Source organism: Candidatus Tisiphia endosymbiont of Parasteatoda lunata (assembly GCF_964030955.1).
In the GTDB taxonomy this organism is placed as follows: Bacteria; Pseudomonadota; Alphaproteobacteria; order Rickettsiales; family Rickettsiaceae; genus Tisiphia.
The window spans coordinates 2,124,089-2,144,565 of record NZ_OZ035003.1 but is presented as its reverse complement, the minus strand read 5'-3'; the positions used below and the strand labels follow the sequence as shown (position 1 = coordinate 2,144,565).

General features: G+C 32.7%; 22 protein-coding genes. 7 read left to right on the top strand and 15 right to left on the bottom strand.

The genetic code is table 11. From position 1 onward, the window contains the following. Positions 1-19: 19 nt before the first annotated feature. Positions 20-763, bottom strand: a complete 744-nt coding sequence (locus tag AAHN00_RS13345; RefSeq protein WP_342271555.1) for an IS982 family transposase — start codon at positions 761-763, stop codon at positions 20-22. Positions 764-887: 124 nt separating this feature from the next. On the opposite strand from AAHN00_RS13345, the gene AAHN00_RS13340 reads away from it, so the two are divergent. Then, the gene (locus AAHN00_RS13340; protein ID WP_342271554.1) at positions 888-2,069 is read left to right on the top strand and encodes a glycosyltransferase family 2 protein; all 1,182 of its coding nucleotides are present in this window, start codon (positions 888-890) and stop codon (positions 2,067-2,069) included. Between the two features lie 251 nt (positions 2,070-2,320). Here the strand turns inward: AAHN00_RS13340 and nuoH are convergent, their stop codons facing one another. The 6 genes from nuoH to AAHN00_RS13310 all read right to left on the bottom strand — a co-directional run bounded on the left by nuoH (position 2,321) and on the right by AAHN00_RS13310 (position 8,085). Further along, positions 2,321-3,352 (bottom strand): NADH-quinone oxidoreductase subunit NuoH, encoded by a 1,032-nt coding sequence (gene nuoH, locus AAHN00_RS13335; RefSeq protein WP_342271553.1) that lies wholly within the window; start codon positions 3,350-3,352, stop codon positions 2,321-2,323. Then, the gene (nuoG, locus tag AAHN00_RS13330) at positions 3,349-5,397 is read right to left on the bottom strand and encodes an NADH-quinone oxidoreductase subunit NuoG (RefSeq protein ID WP_342271552.1); all 2,049 of its coding nucleotides are present in this window, start codon (positions 5,395-5,397) and stop codon (positions 3,349-3,351) included. The genes nuoH and nuoG overlap by 4 nt, the downstream gene beginning before the upstream one ends. Positions 5,398-5,565: 168 nt before the next feature. After that, positions 5,566-5,925 (bottom strand): TrbC/VirB2 family protein, encoded by a 360-nt coding sequence (locus tag AAHN00_RS13325; protein WP_342271551.1) that lies wholly within the window; start codon positions 5,923-5,925, stop codon positions 5,566-5,568. A 122-nt stretch (positions 5,926-6,047) separates the two neighbouring features. After that, the gene (locus AAHN00_RS13320) at positions 6,048-6,398 is read right to left on the bottom strand and encodes a TrbC/VirB2 family protein (protein WP_342271550.1); all 351 of its coding nucleotides are present in this window, start codon (positions 6,396-6,398) and stop codon (positions 6,048-6,050) included. 228 nt (positions 6,399-6,626) lie between these two features. After that, positions 6,627-7,562, bottom strand: a complete 936-nt coding sequence (locus AAHN00_RS13315; RefSeq protein ID WP_342271549.1) for a hypothetical protein — start codon at positions 7,560-7,562, stop codon at positions 6,627-6,629. Positions 7,563-7,890: 328 nt separating this feature from the next. After that, positions 7,891-8,085 (bottom strand): hypothetical protein, encoded by a 195-nt coding sequence (locus AAHN00_RS13310; RefSeq protein ID WP_342271548.1) that lies wholly within the window; start codon positions 8,083-8,085, stop codon positions 7,891-7,893. A gap of 99 nt (positions 8,086-8,184) precedes the next feature. On the opposite strand from AAHN00_RS13310, the gene AAHN00_RS13305 reads away from it, so the two are divergent. Both AAHN00_RS13305 and AAHN00_RS13300 read left to right on the top strand, forming a co-directional pair. Beyond that, on the top strand, positions 8,185-8,757 hold the full coding sequence (locus tag AAHN00_RS13305) for an IS982 family transposase (protein WP_342271547.1): 573 nt from the start codon (positions 8,185-8,187) through the stop codon (positions 8,755-8,757). A 44-nt stretch (positions 8,758-8,801) separates the two neighbouring features. Further along, on the top strand, positions 8,802-10,064 hold the full coding sequence (locus AAHN00_RS13300) for an IS256 family transposase (RefSeq protein WP_342271546.1): 1,263 nt from the start codon (positions 8,802-8,804) through the stop codon (positions 10,062-10,064). A gap of 450 nt (positions 10,065-10,514) precedes the next feature. Here the strand turns inward: AAHN00_RS13300 and AAHN00_RS13295 are convergent, their stop codons facing one another. The 4 genes from AAHN00_RS13295 to ffh all read right to left on the bottom strand — a co-directional run bounded on the left by AAHN00_RS13295 (position 10,515) and on the right by ffh (position 14,553). Then, positions 10,515-10,973 carry a transposase gene (locus AAHN00_RS13295; RefSeq protein WP_342272659.1) on the bottom strand — a complete coding sequence of 153 codons (459 nt, stop codon included), beginning with the start codon at positions 10,971-10,973 and terminating at the stop codon, positions 10,515-10,517. 5 nt (positions 10,974-10,978) lie between these two features. Continuing rightward, positions 10,979-11,707 carry a transposase gene (locus AAHN00_RS13290; RefSeq protein WP_342271545.1) on the bottom strand — a complete coding sequence of 243 codons (729 nt, stop codon included), beginning with the start codon at positions 11,705-11,707 and terminating at the stop codon, positions 10,979-10,981. Between the two features lie 377 nt (positions 11,708-12,084). Continuing rightward, positions 12,085-13,149 carry a hypothetical protein gene (locus tag AAHN00_RS13285; protein WP_342271544.1) on the bottom strand — a complete coding sequence of 355 codons (1,065 nt, stop codon included), beginning with the start codon at positions 13,147-13,149 and terminating at the stop codon, positions 12,085-12,087. Between the two features lie 51 nt (positions 13,150-13,200). Then, on the bottom strand, positions 13,201-14,553 hold the full coding sequence (gene ffh, locus AAHN00_RS13280) for a signal recognition particle protein (RefSeq protein WP_342271543.1): 1,353 nt from the start codon (positions 14,551-14,553) through the stop codon (positions 13,201-13,203). 417 nt (positions 14,554-14,970) lie between these two features. On the opposite strand from ffh, the gene AAHN00_RS13275 reads away from it, so the two are divergent. The 3 genes from AAHN00_RS13275 to AAHN00_RS13265 are packed head-to-tail and all read left to right on the top strand — an operon-like array spanning position 14,971 to position 16,562. Continuing rightward, positions 14,971-15,453, top strand: a complete 483-nt coding sequence (locus AAHN00_RS13275) for a class I SAM-dependent methyltransferase (RefSeq protein ID WP_342271542.1) — start codon at positions 14,971-14,973, stop codon at positions 15,451-15,453. Positions 15,454-15,483: 30 nt separating this feature from the next. Continuing rightward, the gene (locus tag AAHN00_RS13270; RefSeq protein ID WP_342271541.1) at positions 15,484-16,035 is read left to right on the top strand and encodes a winged helix-turn-helix domain-containing protein; all 552 of its coding nucleotides are present in this window, start codon (positions 15,484-15,486) and stop codon (positions 16,033-16,035) included. Further along, the gene (locus AAHN00_RS13265) at positions 16,035-16,562 is read left to right on the top strand and encodes an IS630 family transposase (RefSeq protein WP_342271274.1); all 528 of its coding nucleotides are present in this window, start codon (positions 16,035-16,037) and stop codon (positions 16,560-16,562) included. Before AAHN00_RS13270 ends, AAHN00_RS13265 begins: the two co-directional genes overlap by 1 nt. A gap of 107 nt (positions 16,563-16,669) precedes the next feature. Here AAHN00_RS13265 and AAHN00_RS13260 read toward each other — a convergent pair whose 3' ends face one another. Beyond that, the gene (locus AAHN00_RS13260) at positions 16,670-17,650 is read right to left on the bottom strand and encodes a transposase (protein WP_342271025.1); all 981 of its coding nucleotides are present in this window, start codon (positions 17,648-17,650) and stop codon (positions 16,670-16,672) included. Positions 17,651-17,689: 39 nt separating this feature from the next. On the opposite strand from AAHN00_RS13260, the gene AAHN00_RS13255 reads away from it, so the two are divergent. Beyond that, positions 17,690-18,070: a hypothetical protein gene (locus AAHN00_RS13255; protein ID WP_342271540.1), complete on the top strand. Its 381-nt coding sequence runs from the start codon at positions 17,690-17,692 to the stop codon at positions 18,068-18,070. 465 nt (positions 18,071-18,535) lie between these two features. On the opposite strand, the gene kdsA is transcribed toward AAHN00_RS13255, so the two are convergent. The 3 genes from kdsA to AAHN00_RS13240 are packed head-to-tail and all read right to left on the bottom strand — an operon-like array spanning position 18,536 to position 20,411. Continuing rightward, positions 18,536-19,366: a 3-deoxy-8-phosphooctulonate synthase gene (kdsA, locus tag AAHN00_RS13250; protein WP_342271539.1), complete on the bottom strand. Its 831-nt coding sequence runs from the start codon at positions 19,364-19,366 to the stop codon at positions 18,536-18,538. 17 nt (positions 19,367-19,383) lie between these two features. Further along, entirely contained in the window at positions 19,384-19,689 is a 306-nt protein-coding gene (gene secG / locus AAHN00_RS13245; RefSeq protein WP_341755495.1) for a preprotein translocase subunit SecG, read from the bottom strand. Beyond that, positions 19,686-20,411, bottom strand: a complete 726-nt coding sequence (locus AAHN00_RS13240) for a triose-phosphate isomerase family protein (RefSeq protein ID WP_342272685.1) — start codon at positions 20,409-20,411, stop codon at positions 19,686-19,688. The genes secG and AAHN00_RS13240 overlap by 4 nt, the downstream gene beginning before the upstream one ends. Positions 20,412-20,477 lie beyond the last annotated feature (66 nt).

The following is a 20,477-nucleotide window of genomic DNA, read 5'->3' as shown; positions in this document are numbered from 1 at the left end:
CACCAGCTTCAGCTGGTTGTTATTGAGTTTTTAGATAATCAAAAACTGTTTCAATTAAGTTACGCTTTCGAAGTAAGATTTTTTCTTTCAAATCCATTAATTTATTTTCCATATTCTTCTTAATTCCATGAATCATTTTTAAGCCTCTTTCATATAAATTTAAGAACAAATTTTGCTTAATATAACCTTTATCAGCTGCTATAATTCCAGTTAATCTTTTTGTTAACTCCGGTACTGGAACCCTATCATCTACATTGCCTTTGGTCACTTTTAATGCCATAAACTCCCCTTTATTATTGATTATTACATGTAATTTAAAACCATAAAAATACCCCATAGAGGATTTACTATGTTTGGCTAATCCTTTAAAAACTTTATTGCTATAACGCCTTTTATTGTGACAAGCTTTAATCGTTGTAGAGTCAATAAAATAAATACCTGTTTCCTCACCAAACAACAAATGAATCAACATATTTAGCGGTATGAATAATCGTGCCATTAATTCAACAAATCTATTATAACTCAAGGCTTTGGGAAAATCATCCTTATGCATGCACTCTATATAACTTTTATAGAAAAATTTAAAATTCTTAGCATAGGATGTATGAAACATAATTATTATTGTTAACATTTCACTTAGACTCATGCTACAACAGCGATTTCTTTGCTTATTTGATGGTAATAACTTTCTCTGTTCATACTCCAAATAAATTTTACAAAAATCATCTATAAAACTATATAATTCTGTGATATCTTTTTTCATGCCTGTAGTTTGTTTTTTTGTTTAAAAATATAAATACTGCAGGCACTCCTTTTTGACAATCCTTTTATCTATTACTATTTCATCTATATCTTATCCCGAACTGACGTAAAATATTTTAAAAATTATGCTATTTAACCAAGCTGTAATTGTACAAAATACAGTGTTTAAAAGTAGTGATATCTCCATTTTAAAAAATGATCCTCTACCTATTTACACTATTTTACTTCCATTATATAAAGAATCAAGCAAGCTAAAGTCAATTATTAGTTATATCTCTAATATTAATTATCCTAAACATACATTAGATATCAAAATTATTATTGAAGCAGATGATTATTTGATGATCAAGAAAAGTATCCTATATGAATTACCTTCTTATATATATTTGCTTAAAGTACCTTTTAGTTTACCTAGGACTAAACCTAAAGCCCTTAATTATGCCATGCAATATTGCAGAGGAAAGTATGTAGTAATATATGATGCAGAAGATAGACCTGATGCTGATCAACTCCTTAAAGCAGTAATAGCCTTTGATGAATTACCAAAAAAATATGTTTGTTTGCAGGCTAAACTTAACTTCTATAATGAGAATGAAAATTTACTCACTAAACTTTTTAGCATAGAATATTGTTTATGGTTTAAATATCTTCTGAAAGGTTTAAGCTTGATGGACTTACCAGTAACTCTTGGAGGAACTAGCAATCATTTTAAGGTTGACGCCTTACAAAAAATAGGTTTTTGGGATGCTTATAATGTTACTGAGGATGCTGATTTAGGAATTAGATTATATTCTTTTGGTTATAAAGTTCATATGATAGATTCTTATACTTTAGAGGAATCACTTATAAATCTTATAAGTTGGATAAATCAAAGATCTCGCTGGATCAAAGGATTTATCCAAACATTTTTGGTATTTCTTGCCCAAAAAGACAAATATAAAAGGTTTAAATTTTATCAAATAACTACTATTTTCATTTTTATTGGTTTTTCTTCTTATGGTTTTTGTTGTTTACCATTTCTAATACTAACTATTAAAATTAATACATTCACCATAATTAATTATTTATGGATAATTAACAGTTTTTTTGCTTTTTCATACCTTTACGGAAGTGCTTTTTTTATTTTACTGACTAAAAAAGGTAAAATAACTAATTTTCGAGTATTAGATATTGCTGCCTTGTTTGTGTGGCCTCTGTATTTTCTACTACATACGATAGCAAGTTATAAGGCGATTTGGGAGATTATTTTCATACCCTTCAAATGGGATAAAACTCAGCATGGGATTAGTACTCTAGACCTTGAATAAATCAGGGTATACTCGGTCAACTTCAAGAATTAAGGTCGTCGTGTCTAAATATCCATAGTATCTTACATTTTTCTATAATCGTCATAGCAAGGCTCTTTAGATGCCGTGGCGATCCAGGTAAACAGCGAAGCTGTTTTTTTAGAGTAACACTTCGCGTATTCTAGATTGCCGCGTCGCCGCTTTTTCGCAACTCCTCGCTAATAAACGATCAGCAGCCATTTTAATAGTGGTTATATAAAAAATGTAGGGTACTATGGCAGAATAGTATGGTTTGGTAAATTATCGGTAAACATTAGAACGCTTGATACTAACACCACCCAAAATAAGGTAAAAGGTAAAAATACTTTCCAACCTAAACGCATTAATTGGTCGTAACGATATCTAGGCAATGTTGCTCTTATCCACAAGAAACAAAATAATAAAAACCCAACTTTTACTACAAACCAAATAAAACCCGGCACAAAATTTAGGAACTTAATACCAAAAGGCGGCAAATAGCCACCTAAGAAAAATGTTGTGGTCATACCACTGGCTAAAATCATATTAGCATATTCGCCAAGAAAAAATAAGGCAAAACCCATAGAAGAATATTCAACATTATAACCAGCAACTAGCTCAGACTCAGCTTCTGATAAATCAAAAGGCAATCTGTTCGTTTCTACAAGTACTGATATGAAGAATATTACTGCCATAGGTAACAACATCAAATCAACCCACCAAGGAAATAATCTTTGTCTTTCTATGATTTCTGAAAGATTAAGAGTACCTGTTGTTAAAAGTACAGTAACAATCACCAACCCTATAGATACTTCGTATGAAATCATCTGAGCTGACGAACGAATAGCTCCAAGGAAAGCATATTTCGAATTACTTGCCCAACCAGCTATGATTATACCATAAACCCCTAATGATGAGATTGCCATAATATATAAAACACCCACATTGATGTCAGCTAATACCAGTTTTTTATCAAAAGGTATCACTGCCCAACCAATTAAACTAAGCACAAAAGTAACCATAGGTGCTAAGGTGAATAATATTTTATCAGCCTGATTTGGTATAATTGTTTCTTTAAATAATAGTTTAACCGCATCAGCAATTGGTTGCAACAAGCCAAAAGGTCCAACCACGTTTGGCCCCTTTCTTAGTTGCATTAGACCTATTACTCTTCGCTCAGCATATGTAAGGTAAGCTACGCACAGCAAAAGAGGAATAGTGATAGATAAAATTTTCAAAGCTACAATAATTAATGGCAATAGATATTGTTGAAAGAACGATATCATGCAACTTTTTCCCTTTCTTGCTTTGACTCCACACATTTTGCCATAGTAACAGATGCTCTACTAATCGAGTCTGTCATATAGTAATTTATAGGTTTAGTCACTATATCGGATTTAAGTAAATTATCGAGGGAGGTAAATTGTATAAAATCACAGCTCATTATCTCAGAAATATTGGCAAATACCGGGAATTCTGCAGCCAACCTAGTTCTTATTTCATCTAAATTATTCATGCCAAGATTTAGCCCTAAATTATTGGCAAGATTATTTATAATAACCCAATCTTCTTTCGCTTGTCCTACTGGACTAGTTGCTGCCCTGGCATATTGTGGTCTTCCTTCAAAATTTACGTAAATAGCATCTTTTTCTGTATAGCTACTAGCAGGAAAGATTACATCTGCTGCATTTGCTCCATTATCACCGTGATGTCCTTGATACACTACAAAAGACGATCTGATTTTGCTCATATCAATTTCATCGCTACCTAGTAAATATACAAACTTAATTTCACCCTTTTCTGCCTTCTGTAAAATTTCAGAAACACCATTACCGCCATTTTTAGGACTAAAGCCTATGTCTAAACTACCGACCATTGACGCATGATTATGCAGTATATTAAAACCATTCCAATCATCTCTAACTATCTTATATTTATCTACCATCTGATGAATGAGTGCTAAAATAGCATAACCATCATCCCGAGAATATACACCATCACCAATAATTATAACTGGATTTTTTGCATGTTCTAATTCCTTAGCAAACTGATGTTCTTCTGATATTATTGCCTTAATTATGTCAGGGCTAGCCCCTAATTCATTTATATAATAAGTTTGGTTAGTAATATTGCCAATTCGGGCTACTGTTAGCTTCCCTTCTCTTTGCAACACGCCAATACGTGCATTAAGGACTGGTGCTATTTGTCTAATATTTGTACCAATTAACAAAGCTAGATCAGCTTCTTTAAGTCTAGAAATTGTTGTGTTAAATAGATAGTTCCCCCTACTAGATTGGTCTATTTTATAATTAAACTGGTTGCTATCAAAATTATTACATCCTAGCTTCTGTAACAATGTTTTTAACAAAAACATTGATTCGGTACAGGTCAGTGTTCCAGCTATTGCCGCCATTTGATTACCGGCAAGAGACTTTAATTTTTGTGCTACTAGTGCAATAGCATCACTCCAAGAAGCTTCAACTAATTTACCATTTTGTCTTATATACGGAGAATCTAACCTTTGATATTTCAAACCATCATAAGCAAATCTTGCTTTATCTGATATCCATTCATCATTAATATGATCATTAACCCTTGGTAATATCCTCATTACTTCATCCCCCCTACTATCAACCCGTATATTACAACCTTGGGCATCCAATAAATCTATTGACTCAGTTTTCTTTAGTTCCCAACTACGAGCTTTAAAAGAGTAAGGCTTTGAATTTAATGCACCAACTGGACAAACATCTATAATATTACCTGATAACTCTGATGCAAGACTACGTTCAAGATACGAGGTAACTTCCATATGTTCTCCTCTGTAGAGAGCTCCTATTTCTTCAATTCCAGCAATATCAGTGGCAAACCTTATACATCTTGTACATTGTATACATCTAGTCATCTGGGTCTTAATCAGAGGCCCCATATATTTATCTGTGACTGTCCTTTTATTTTCCGAAAATCTAGAACGTGCTCCACCATATTTAAAGGCTTGATCTTGTAGATCGCATTCGCCTCCTTGATCACAAATAGGACAATCTAGGGGGTGATTAATCAATAGAAATTCCATCACTCCTTCACGAGCCTTTTTAACACCTATGGTATTAGTGTGGATAACCATACCTGAAGTGGCAGGCATAGCACAAGAAGCAATGGGCTTGGGAGATTTTTCCATCTCCACCAAGCACATACGGCAGTTACCGGCAATCTTCAAACGTTCATGAAAACAAAAATGTGGGATTTCTATACCAAGCTTGCTGCAGGCACGAAATACGGTTGTGCCTTCCTCTACTTCGACTTCAGTACCATCTATAGTAAGTTTTATCATGATATATTGTAGTTTTATATTACGTCGAAATTATACCACATTATATGTTACTCACTAATCTAAATTTTCCAATTTTGCAAAATTAACTAACAAAAAGAAAGCAGAGATCTGTATATCATAACTTTTTAGGCTATTTTTTAGATCTCCGCATTTAAGATGAAAGACTACTTAAGTAGTTCCTTGACATGCACCAGTACCGTTAGCACTACCAGCTATCATGTCTATAATTTCGGGAGCCTTAAACAATATTATAACACCAGTCACAATAACCAATGCAACTTCCCATTTTAATTGTCCTCTGAGAGTTTGAATCCCTAGAACAACTATACCAATAATTGCTATACCACGAGCTGTATTACCACGAAATATTTTGATCATATTACACAATACATCACCTACTGGATCATCAGCAGTAGTAGCAAAAGCATCCGATGCTGTAGTAATTAGAGCAATGCTACAAAGAATAAACAGCAAACGCCACACAAAACTACTATCAAACTGTTCAGAATAGGACCTACAAATATTCATATTTTACCTCGTTAACGAATTGTTTTAGACATGTGGATGATTCTATACTGTACATTCTTACAGTTCAAGAATTAATATAGGATAATCGTAATCTAATTAGATAGATGAAATTAAGAGACGACTTAAGTTCCCGTACATGCTTGACTAGCAGCACTACCAGCTACCATGTTTATAATTTCGGGAGCCTTAAACAATATTATAACACCAGTCACAATAACCAATGCAACTTCCCATTTTAATTGTCCTCTGAGAGTTTGAATCCCTAGAACAACTATACCAATAATTGCTATACCACGAGCTGTATTACCACGAAATATTTTGATCATCTTACACAATACATCACCTACTGGATCAGCAGTAGTAGCAAAAGCATCCGATGCTGTAGTAATTAGAGCAATGCTACAAAGAATAAACAGCAAACGCCACACAAAACTACTATCAAACTGTTCAGAATAGGACCTACAAATATTCATATTTTACCTCGTTAACGAATTGTTTTAGACATGTGAATGATTCTATACTGTACATTTTTACAGTTCAAGGATTAATATAGGGCGATCGTAATCTAATTAGATAATTGCTGGATAAGCAAGGTTTACGTGGTGTTTTAGTCACAATTTTTACAAGTTTAATTAATACTCCCGATGTTATCCCTGCACTTTCGGATGTCATCAACTATGATTTTAAACCGATGTCTTACATTAAATTGAGGTTACACTATTAGTTCTCTTTTGTGGGTAACTTCTAGAGTCTTTTTCTAACTTCTCAAAATGCAATAGCCCGTAGGCAAAAGCTATAATTGTAGGAATCATAATAATCAATATCCCCCAATTGCCAAAATAGTCAATAATATAAATGAAACCAAAAGAAGTAATAACGTACATCAAAGCACGAGATACAGAAAATATCACGCTAACACAGGTAAAACGTTTAAATACAGGAAAGCTTTTATAAAAAATTGGAGCAGCAGAGGTATGACAGTACTTAAATAAAATAACAATAGAATATATAATAAGTATAATTTTTGCGGTTAATAATGGATATACTCTGTAACTTACATAAGATAATATTGATAAGATTAAGAACTCTAATACAGAGACAATAAAATTATGATGAATAACCTCAGTTGATGTATAACCAAAATCAGTCTTGAGAATAGTACCACAATGCAGATAGATAAAATAAAAACATACCGGTGTAGAACACTCTAATAAAAGGAACGCTATTATTGTTTTTTTATTAACGACTGGATCATTATATAATGCTTTTATATCAATATTAGCTTTCTCATATTTCTTTTTTAGTATAAGTTTTGCATTAGCAAATTCAGGTGTTTCCCGCAATGTTGTTTTAGCAGCAAAACCAATCAATGCCAGTATTGCACCTATCCAAAATGCTAGACGCCAGTTAAAACCATAGGAAGTAACAAGTGAGGCAATTCCTAAAGCACCCATACTTCCTAAGGTAGCAGATAGCCCTACCAATGTCACACTTACATACTGGATTGGTGGCTTAGTTGTTTCGGTTAAATAAAGTCCTGCCCCTACTATCTCCCCCATAGATGTCATGCCTTGAACAATACACGTCAGTTCGGGATAAGATATAGATGAAATAGTAATAGATAAAAGGATTGTCAAAAAGGAGTGCCTGCAGTATTTATATTTTTAAACAAAAAAACAAACTACAGGCATGAGAAAAGATATCACAGAATTATATAGTTTTATAGATGATTTTTGTAAAATTTATTTGGAGTATGAACAGAGAAAGTTATTACCATCAAATAAGAAAGAAATCGCTGTTGTAGCATGAGTCTAAGTGAAATGTTAACAATAATAATTATGTTTCATACATCCTATGCTAAGAATTTTAAATTTTTCTATAAAAGTTATATAGAGTGCATGCATAAGGATGATTTTCCCAATGCCTTGAGTTATAATAGATTTGTTGAATTAATGGCACGATTATTCATACCGCTAAATATGTTGATTCATTTGTTGTTTGGTGAGGAAACAGGTATTTATTGTCCCACTTTGGGAGAAAAACCCCGCACTTGCAGTGCGTCGTTTCAACATAAATTTTAAATATCTTATCAAGAAAAGATAAGATATTTTTTAACAAAATCTTACACTTCACAGATATATTCTTTTTGTGTTGTGACACTTTCTAAATGAGCCATACACAAATAGTTTCTAACTTTTAAGTTAGTACATACATGAGGCATTCATGCCGTAATATTAAGCTCTGCACTTGCAGTGCAGAGTGGTTAACTTTATTGACTCTACAACGATTAAAGCTTGTCACAATAAAAGGCGTTATAGCAATAAAGTTTTTAAAGGATTAGCCAAACATAGTAAATCCTCTATGGGGTATTTTTATGGTTTTAAATTACATGTAATAATCAATAATAAAGGGGAGTTTATGGCATTAAAAGTGACCAAAGGCAATGTAGATGATAGGGTTCCAGTACCGGAGTTAACAAAAAGATTAACTGGAATTATAGCAGCTGATAAAGATTATATTAAGCAAAATTTGTTCTTAAATTTATATGAAAGAGGCTTAAAAATGATTCATGGAATTAAGAAGAATATGGAAAATAAATTAATGGATTTGAAAGAAAAAATCTTACTTCGAAAGCGTAACTTAATTGAAACAGTTTTTGATTATCTAAAAAATAAAATGAACCTTGAACATACTAGACATAGATCACCAATAAATGCCTTTGTCCATATATTATCTACTCTTGTTGCTTACTCATTAAAGAAAAATAAACCTTCAACAAAATTTGATTTGAGTCTGTCCTATAGTTTGTGTAAGTTGCAAAGAAAGCAGTAAGAGATTACTGTAAAAAAAGTAACTTAAGCAAGCAAGGAGGAATTATGGCTAAAAAATTAGATACAGATAAAGATACATTAGACATCAGTAATCAGCTAGTAGAAGAATTATTATCAAAAGCAGATCCATCGGAGTTATTTGGTCGAGATGGTTTATTTCAACAGCTAAAGAAGCAAATAGTTGAGAAAATATTAGCAAGTGAGTTGGATCATGAATTAGGATATTCAAAACATAGCAAGATGCCAAAAGTAGATAATAATCGTCGTAATGGTAGCTATGAGAAGACAGTAATTGATGGGGATGGTCGTAAGCTGACAGTAGAAGTACCAAGAGATCGGGAAGGAGAGTATAATCCTCAATTAATACCAAAAGGGCTGAGGAGATTTAATGGATTTGATGAGAAAGTGATATCCCTTTATGGTCGCGGTATGACAGTCAGCGAGATCCGAGGGCATTTAGAAGAAATATATCAAACTGATGTATCTGGTGACTTGATATCCACCATAACAGATGGGGTGATAGAAGAAGTAACTAGGTGGCAAAATCGTTGTTTAGATAGGGTGTATCCAATATTATACTTGGACTGTATCTATGTAAAATCTAGAGACAATCACATAATAATAAATAAAGCAGTATATTTAGCACTTGCTGTAAATATAGAAGGGAAAAAGGAGTTACTTGGCATTTGGATAGGCAAAAATGAAGGTGCTAAATTTTGGATGCAAGTAGTTACTGAGTTAAAGAATCGAGGAATTGAACAAATTTATGTTGCTTGTGTGGATGGTTTAAAGGGCTTTCCAGAAGCTATAAGCAGTGTATTCCCGAGTACTATAGTACAATTATGTATTGTACATATGGTTCGCAATTCAGTAAAGTATGTGTCATATAAAGATTTAAAAGAGGTCACATCAGATCTAAAACAAATTTATACAGCTAATAATGACGAAATGGCACGTTTAAAACTTCAGCAATTTGGTGTAAAATGGGATAAAAAATATCCGGTAATTTCTGATATTTGGCAACGTAATTGGTCTGGGATAATACCGTTTTTTGCCTTTCCTGAAGAGATCAGAAAGGTAATTTATACTACTAACACTATAGAATCTGTAAATCGTCAAATTAGAAAAATTATCAAAAATAAGGGGGTGTTTCCAGATGATAAGTCAATTCAAAAAATAATATTTTTATCCCTACAAAATGCAGCCAAAAAATGGACCATGCCTATTAAAGATTGCTCTTTAGCTTTAAATCAATTTGAAATACTTTGTGGAGATTTTAAATATGATTTATTGGAAAATAAAAAATGAACTTACACAAATTAAATGATTGACTCAAAAAAATCGTTAACAATAAGCTCATGTAAAAATTTTACTAAAACAGAAATTTTTCAATAAAATTGAAAACAATTTTTAATTTTAGTGCAAATATTAGAATTTTTTTTGTAAAAATTTTATTCAATCATAGATTATGGGGGGCTTTAAATATTTTTGGCGGACGGACTAGCTATTCTTGATGTACCAACTGGTAGGGTACTATGGACACACTCGGTAGGACTGTCTAGTCTCCCCGTCAAAAGTGCTAAAAATTAAGAAAAATTCAAAATTTAATACCTTAGCCAAAAATTCTTGTATAAAATTTGAGAGTTTAATTTTTTTGATTTAAATTTTTGGTACAAAAAGATGATTTTTAGAGAATTTTTGCATGATGATTTATTAACGATTTTGTAATTATTTGATTATTTTTTTACTGACTAATTTCTATGTAGAAAAATTTGTTTTGAGTAAATGATTCGCAATACACCGTAAGTTCAATCCTACAGCGGAAATTAACGGATTAATGACATCTCCTATTACCCCTTTCAGGTAGTTTCTGCCAACTCTACCATAACTTTTAAGATGCCCTATTATCGGTTCTATGGCACTCCGTCTCTTGAGCATTGCCTTATCATCTGACGATAGTTTCTTCTTGCAATATGGGCTATACACTTTGCCCTTCTCCTTAAAATTATTCCCCTTGTAACCTGAGTCAACAAAGGTTCTTGCTACTTCAACTCCTGTTAATTCTTTTACAATCTCTACAGTCTCCGATAATGTATGCCCATCATATGGATTGCCATGAAAAGATTTTGTCCCTAATACAAAGTTACCCCGACCACTTACTGCTATCGAAACCTTATTACCAAACTCGTATGGCTTGTTTAATTTCCCTTTACCAATGCACTCTACCTCCGGTGCATGAAAACTATATAATATTTTATTCTCTTCTCTTCTTTATATTGTTCTTTTTCTGCTTTACTCAATATAGATTGTACTTGTATCTTTTTTATCTTATTCAGTATTTCTTGTTGTCTTGCCGATAAACTTAACTTTGCTTTAGCTATTTCTCGCTGACATATCCTAACTAAACGACCCAGTAATACTTTTAAATGCCTCATTATTTTCTTACGCTTCTTGGCTTTACTATTATCCTTATATTTCCATAATTTTAATATATCTCTTTTATATTGCTTGGCATATGTTTCATTTAACTTGATGCCTAAGGCATGACATAGCTTTACTAGCTCTATTCTTGCCTTATCCATCAAGTACACATCATGGGGATACTTAATATTCTTAATTTGTACAGTAGTATCAACTATTATCGATGCTAAGTCTTTTTTTTTTACTACACCTGCTTTGCATCCGATTCTTATCAGCTCCTTTAATATCTCATTGTAGCCATCTTCTCCTAATATAGTACGAAACCGACGGATACTAGCTTCTGATATTTCAGCATCTTTCTGCAAATATTCCCAACCACAAAAATACTGCCAATATACGTTCTCTCTTAACTCTTCCTCAGTCGCTGCATCTGACAGGTTATACATCGCTTGCAGCATAGTCACCCCAAGTAACAGGCGGTGACATCTGCGATTCCTACCAAATTTCTTAATATCAACATTTGCTGACAACCATTCCTCTAAACTAGACCAATTTATTAATGATCTTAATTTATATAATTTATTATTGTGGTTTAATTCTTCGGTCAGTTTGTAACCAAAAAGTTATCCTTGTCTTTGCAACTTTGTTATATTTTCTATCGGCATTAATCAGATAATCCTTAAGTTTTTTGCCAATATTATAGCTTTTTCTTATGGATTCTCTATATATTTTTATCTGCTAAGCATATTATATATTATCCTTCTAGACTTTTGACGGGGAGACTGTCTAGTGATATGATTGACACCACTATTGCTAGTTTTTCTGATAATGACAAAGTGGATAAGAAAAATCTTTCTGTATTGTTTAATTCAGCACTTGCAGATCTCCCTGACGCGAAATAGGTCTATTATACCTTCTTATATTCATCCACAGATGGCTGGTTGAATGGGTCGATTTTTAGGTGATTTGCAATTAGTATAGTACTCAACATTACGTGAATAATTTGATCTACAATTACCTGTTCATCGATATATACAAAATTCTCTAGCTTCACTGGTCGTTTAACTTGATCTAATGCATTATATATATTATTAGCATGAGCAGTTAGAGCTATTTCAATATCTGAGCTTGCTTTGTTAGTAATAACTTGATAAAATTTATCATCCGGACCTTCTAAATAAAGCTGCAATTGACTGTGTTGATCAAATGTTCCTTTTGCTATTATAGGAGTTATACCAAAACCATTCTTACCAAGCGACTCAGCTATAATCTGTTGTTGCCATCTACATAGACCATCTAATTGATAACAATAATTAAACATAACTAACATATGTCTATTTAAAGAATATTGATTAAGGTAATACTCCGCTATCTCACAAATATTAAATCCATCAAAAATAATATCTGATATTTTTTTTGAAGCAGCTAGTACGACTTTATGTACATCAACTCCTGCAACTGCGGTTGGGAGCAAAGATGCATTAGAAATTACGCCAAATCTTCCACTACGAATGTTATCATGTTCTAGACAATTTGTACCAAAAGACTCTGCTAAATTACGTAATAAATTATTACTAAATGGTACTATTACATAAATATTTTGAGGGGAAACGTGTAAAACTTCTAAAACATACTTAGTTAATAAATAGGTTTCATTTGTGTTCCCAGACTTACTCAATGAGAAAAAGACTGCTTTACTTAAATCAACTAATGCCAGTTTTTCATCAATTTCCAACTGATCTAAACTATCAAGATATATTAGCCTTTTAGTAGCTACTGCCTTTATACTTAATAATGCTCTAACATTTAGAGAAGACGCACCAAAACCTATAACTACCACAATATCATATTTTAAAGCAAGCTGAGCTGCGAGATACTTTATTGCATCTTGCTTAATCAGATCAAACCTTAAAAAATCATATTTATTGGCTTTAATCTGTAAAATAAGATCGTTATATACCTTGCTAAGCATTTAATCTCCAGTTACGCGAATTTGGGATAAGAATTAAGGTAATTCAGGTTATCATAATTTAAATAAGTTGCCTATACCACTACGCATTAGGCTTTTGGGATTCATATTGCTTGCCTTTTTCATGAAAGCACTTATTTGTTTAAATTGTTTCAATAGACTATTCACTTTTTGGACTGATGTTCCAGAGCCTTCAGCGATACGTTTTCGACGTGAGGCATTTAGCAAATCTGGGTTTTTTTGTTCTTTTTTGGTCATAGATAAAATTATTGCTTCTTGGTGCTCTATTAATTTGCCACTTAATTTCGATTGATCGACTTTATCGATAATTTTATTAATACCAGGCAACATACTCATCATACTACTGAATCCACCTAGTTTCTTTATACTCCTCATTTGCATTAGATAATCTTCCAAATCAAATTTACCTTTTTTAAGTCTAGCAGCCGCTCTTTCTGCCTCTTGATGGTCTATTATGCTTGCTGCTTTTTCAACGAAGGAGATGATATCTCCCATATCTAATATTCTTGAAGCTATGCGTTCTGAGTCAAACAATTCTAGATTTGTCAATTTCTCGCCAGTGCTTAAGAACTTAATAGGTTTCTTGGTAACGTGTTTAATGCTTAGAGCCGCCCCACCTTTGGCATCGCCATCAATACGGGATAAAATTACGCCGGTAATCCCTAATTTTTGATCAAAATTGCTAGCTATAAGTACCGAATCTTGCCCCGTCATTGCGTCAACTACCAAAATTATCTCTTTTGGGTCTATTAAATTTTTTATATTTGATGCTTCTTTCATCATCTCATCATCGATTTGCAACCTACCTGCTGTATCATAAATAACGACGTCATAGGCAGATAATTTCGACTCGTGTAAAGCTCTTTTCGCAATATCTATAGGAGTATGGTTGGGGACAATAGTTAAACAATCTACCCCTATAGATTTACCAAGGATAGTTAATTGTTCCTGTGCAGCTGGTCGATAAATATCAAGAGAGACTAAAAGTACCTTTTTATTTTGATTTTTTAGCCTAAGTGCTAATTTGGCACTTGCTGTAGTTTTTCCACTACCTTGCAGACCAACCATTAAAATATTTACCGGCGGTTCAGATTTAAGCTGTAAACTACTTTCATCTAGAGACGAGGATAATATATTAATTAACTCATTATGGACAATCTTTACTATCATCTGCCCTGGAGCTACTGATTTTATGACTTCCTGTCCCGTAGCTTTTAATGTTACTTCAGCAATAAAATCCTTAACTACCGGTAGTGCAACATCTGCTTCAAGAAGGGCAATCCTAATATCACGCATAGTATCGTTTATTTGGGACTCCGATAAAGTACCACTTCTTTTGATACGATCAAAAATTTTCGTTAGATTTTGAGTTAATGTTTGAAACATAAAATGTAATAAATTACTTGAATTCACTGCATTGTAGCATATTTACTAATAATCACTAAGCATATTAGCAAAAAAAATAGTAATTAATTTGTGAAATAAAATTTTCGGATTCTATTGAGAACTAGTGATATTGTTACAATCAAGAATTTATTATTTCAATTTTCTATATTATTTTCTCTTGCTATCAATAAACCAAATCAGCAATATATTTACTAAAAAATAGATATATAAAATTAAATCAAATGGTAAAAAAGAATAGCTATATTTTGGCAACTGGCGATGAAACGGATTATAGGCTCAGTATTTTGAGTTAACCACTCTGCACTGCAAGTGCAGAGCTTAATATTACGGCATGAATGCCTCATGTATGTACTAACTTAAAAGTTAGAAACTATTTGTGTATGGTTCATTTAAAAAGTGTCACAACACAAAAAAAATATATCTGTGAAGTGTAAGATTTTGTTAAAAAAATATCTTATCTTATCTTTTCTTGATAAGATATTTAAAATTTATGTTGAAACGACGCACTGCAAGTGCGGGGTTTTTCTCCCAAAGTGGGACAATAAAATATATGGCAAATATACTAATATTCTATTGGATAGGCTAGCACTTCGTCCAAATATGAAAGTGGCAATTATTGGTTGTGGATCGGGGGAGTCTATTGATGTAATATATCAGAAAATTGGACAAGATGGCAAACTATTATGCCTAGATATAAGCCAAAAACAGATAGAGCTTACTAAAAGTAAGTTAAGTAGTAAAAACATCGATATTGCTGAATACCAAGTTGCAGATATACAAGATTATCAGGGTAATGAGCAATATGACCTCGTATATTGTAGGTTTGTACTCATACATCTAATACTAATTATCTTTCAAAATAGAATTAATATGGTATAATGAGGTTATAAAATAAAAATAAAAAAAGTAATGTCAGGTTATCAATATGTTTATCCACCTGAAACAATTTGTCGGATGGAATTTTTGTTAAAATTGGCACCAGAACTAATAGCGTTTCGCAAGATACAATGTATTTATTTGCGTGCCAAGTTTTCATATTTACCTAAGCAGATTTCTGAAATTACCGGTTTAAGTATTAGTCGAGTTAGGCAAATTCATACTGCTTATTATCAGCAAGGAGAATCAGTATTAAAAGAAACTAAAAGAGGAGGTAGGAATCATTGTTATATGGATGAGTCTAATGAAAGTAAAATACTGAAATCTTTTAATCATAGGGCATCTCAAGGAGAAGTTGTAGTAGTCAGAGAAATACAGAAAAAATATGAAGAGGTTTTGCAGAAGAAAGTAACTAAATCAGCAATCTACAAACTTTTACATCGTCATCATTGGCGTAAAGTTTTTCCCCGTCCTCATCATCCAAACCAAAATAAAGATGAGATGGAATCTTTTAAAAAAACTTCGGCTCAGTGGTTACCGCCGCCAATGTCCGGTCTAAGTCGGAGGGACTTGAGTTACAAGTGATGTTTCAAGATGAGTCTCGTTTTGGACGAATAAATGATATAAAAAGATGTTGGAGTTACAAAGGTAACAGACCTGCTGTCGCTAAACAAGTTATCCGGGAATATAGTTATATTTATGGAGCATTTAGTCCAATGACTGGAGTATCGGATATGTTAATCTTACCTTATATGACATCAGAATGTATGAATATTTTCTTACAAGAATTATCCTCAAGGCATCCGGATAAGTTTATTTTGCTGATATGTGATGGTGCAGCAAATCATCGTCAAACTTCTATAACAATACCACAAAATATAATGATTCATCATCTTCCACCTTTGTCTCCTCAACTAAATCCTGCTGAAAATATGTGGGAGGAAATAAAAGAAAAATTCTTTTACAATAAATTATTTCATTCAATGGAGGATGTGTTAAATAGAATGTCAGATGCTATATTAAAATATGAAGCAAGTCCTCAAATTGTTAAATCTATCACTAGTTGGAATTGGATTATTAATCCTATTAATTCTGTTTTGAAAGATAATTAGTATAACACATCCTCAAAAAGCCTTAAATAATATGTTAAGTTTATTAAAGCCGGGTGGAACTATTGCATGTGAAGAGCATGATTATAAAGCTATCAGGAGTTTCGCAGTTAGCAAAATTGCGAATCAGCTAAAAGGCATCTAATGTTGTTCTGAATTGATGTTTTTATAACTTCCCAAGTTTGTTGATATAAAGTAATTTTTTCATTTATCCTCCTTTTGTTCATATCGAGCCAAGCAAATACAGCAAGGCAAATATGATTTCTCTGAGCTCGACCCGTGCGTGCCTGACAGCGTTCAATACCACAAGTTTGTTTTAATTCTCGATGATAAACTTCTATAGACCACCGTGCCTTAACAATTTTCTCTATTTGTTCACGTGTTGGATTTTCTAAGTTAGTTGTTATGTAATCAATGCGACCATTTTTTGCCACAAACTTAAATACCGTAACCCAACCGTATCCACGTAGGTGAATTTTTAGTCCCTCATCAGGAATCTCTAAACTTTCTAAGCTAACATTATGATTAACTTTTCTATTTTTTCTTAGGTTACTAACCCATGTCCAACCTAAATTACGTATATGTTTCAAATTCTCCAAACCGCTATACCACGCATCCATTACTACTGCATCAGGATTGATCCCTCTTTCCTTAGCTAAAGTAAGCATATCACAAAAATGCTCATTCTTTGTTTTTCCATCAGTTTCTTTATCATATATTCTATAATCTACAGGGGTAGATTGATCAGTTTTAGCATTGTAATGCAGTAAGTTGACCATCCCTATACCAGGTATAACATCATGTACAGCTCCAGAATATTGATAATGTACAAGCTCAATTTTCTTACTGTATTGCTTTGACAATAACGTGTCATCTCCCACTAATAAACAAGAAGCTTCCCTATCAATATATTTTGACACTTCTCTGTAGATCCCGCTAGGGCGGAAATCCTTACTATTTAACCATCGACTTGCACTATCATGAGATAGGTTTATTGGACTTACTTCAGATAATGCTTTACCACTATATCTTACGCTACTTGCTTGTAAAAATGATTTATATAAGTCTTTGCTACATTTTGATCTTGCCATGCTTAACTAAAACTCTTTCTTGCTAGATTAACATATTTTTTGCTAAGTGCGAAACTCCTGGCTATATTTAATTATCCATATGCTCATTCAATAGAACAATATAAAGAATTATTACATAAAATTGAAAAAAGACTTAGTGTAGATTATTCTTATGGTATAAAGCTATTTAATACTTTGTGTACTCTTCAATTAACAGATGTAAAATTTGATTTTCATCAACCAGTTTTTAATGGGGCTGAAGAAAAATTATTATTAAAATTATCTCTTTTAGAAGAAAAAGAACATTTTATTAAGCATAAGTTGATCGATAATTTAGAAATAGAAAAGATGCTAAAAGAAATGGATCAGATTATTCAAGATAAGACGGTTATACAAAGTGCAGGTGGGGTGTTTCAATCTTGGGGGAGAAAACTCCAATGAGTAGTATAATTTACTCCCTCATAAATATATATACTCAGGTAGAACTTCAAGAATTGGCGTTGTCGTGTCTAAAGATCTCCGCTCCCGACTTCCGCATTTTTTAATAAGGTATAAGCTTGGAAGGCTCATAGTGTTGGGGTTTTTAAAATTTAGGCACAACATTATTTTGTTATTTTAAATATATTAAAGCATAATTCTTTAATTTTAGGTATTTGCTTAAGTCAGGAGATTCGTTGGAGATATATTCACGCCTTAGTTTATCGGATGCCAAAAAAAAATATAACGACGTTATTAATGATTTTCCCGTGTAATTTTGACCATTTTGTGTCAGGGTGAAAATTCCTTAACTAAAGGTCCTTTTGCGGCATAATCTCAGGTTATTTTTGCCTAGAAGATAAGTAGTTGTTGTAGCTACTTATCTTCTAGGCAGAAGAGTATATCTAATCTTATTTGTTGTTATCTAGGTTATATCAATATTGCTTTAGTTAGCTCATCATAGCTCTTTAACCTAACCAATATAGGTTCTAAATCATCCAGCTTGATCATACAAGGTCCGTCACTTGGGGCATTATCTGGGTCTTGGTGAATTTCCATAAAAACACCTGCTACTCCGACGCTAACAGCTGCCCTTGCTAATATTTCAACATATTTTCTTTCGCCACCACTACTGTTGCCTATGCCACTTGGTTGCTGAACTGAATGGGTTGCGTCAAAAATTACAGGGGTCTTAGTTTCTGCCATAATTGGCAAACTACGCATATCTGATACTAGTGTGTTGTAACCAAAACATGCACCCCGTTCGGTAAGCATGATATTCTTTGCACCAAACGCTTCAAGTTTAGCATACACATTCTTCATATCCCAAGGGGCAAGAAACTGACCTTTTTTAACATTAACAACCTTATTAGTCATAGCTGCAGCATGCAGCAAATCTGTTTGTCTACATAAGAAGGCAGGGATTTGGATTATATCAACAATTTCAGCAACTTTAGCACACTGATTCTCTGTATGAACGTCAGTAAGAATAGGGCAGTTAAAGGCTGTTTTTACTTTAGACAAAATTTCCAGCCCTTTCTCAAGACCGCTACCCCGGATACCATTTATTGAAGTTCTATTAGCTTTATCGAATGAAGATTTATAGATAAAGGGTATGTTAAGTTTAGCAGTAAGGGTCACAAGCTTGTCAGCCATAAATAATGCATGATCTAGACTTTCTATTTGGCAAGGTCCAGCAATAAACACAAATGGTAAGGTATTACCAATTTTGATATTATGTAAATCAATTATCTTTTGCATAACTTGGTCCTTAAATTTTACTTGGCAATTGGCAAGCTAGACTCTTCTTGTTTATCGTCAACTTGCTCAATTTTCTTAATTATCCCAAGGTTTTTCTTAGAAGACAGATTGGCAAGAATAATAGCATTAATTATAAACAAGGTGGCAAGCACTACCGTGGTTTTAGTCAAGAAATTAGCTACAGTTCTGCCTGTTACAACACCCATATTACCACTACCACCGCTCATACCACTTAACCCATCATTGCCAGTCTTTTGCATCAGAATTACGATAATTAGCAGTATTGCTATTACAATATGAACAAAAAGTAATATATTCATCATTTTTCAAAAAACCTATAATTTAATATTTGAACTAAAATTTGATAATCAAGTGAAGATTTGCCAATCATAACCCCATCAATATTCTGTACACTTAATATTTTTTCTATATTACCTAAATTTACAGATCCACCATACACTAAGCTAACATTATTTGCAACTTGGCTTTGCTGAAGAAAACAATTGAGGACATCAAATATCTCTATTAATTCTTCTTGGTTAGGAATAATCCCTGTTCCTATAGTCCAAATCGGCTCATAGGTTATTATTACATCTATCCCCTCCCCTATTTTATCATTTGGCAGGGATTCCACTAATTGTTTTAATAAAAATTTTTTATAATTATTATTTTTTCGTGTAGCTAGGTCTTCTCCGATACAAATAATAGGGCTAATCTTGGCATTTAAGCAATTCTCTGCTTTCTGTCTGATTAATTCATTGGATTCTTGAAAAAAGCTTCTACGTTCACTATGACCAACAATAGCGTAATTAATACCACTTAGTTTCAGTAATAGGCTTGAATATTCTCCTGTATAACTTCCTTGTTCTTCGAATTGACTGACATTTTGTCCACAAAACTCTATAGATTTGAATTTATCAGATAAATAAGCAAGATAGGGAGTAGGAGGAGCTATAATAAATTTGTTGTTATGTTGCTGCTCTATCAGTCTAGCACAAAATTTAAATGCATCATCTAAACTTATATGCATTTTCCAGTTAGCAATAATAAGTTTTTTTATAAAAATCGCTTGCAGATATTAGTGTACAGAACTATTGTAGTATACTACAAA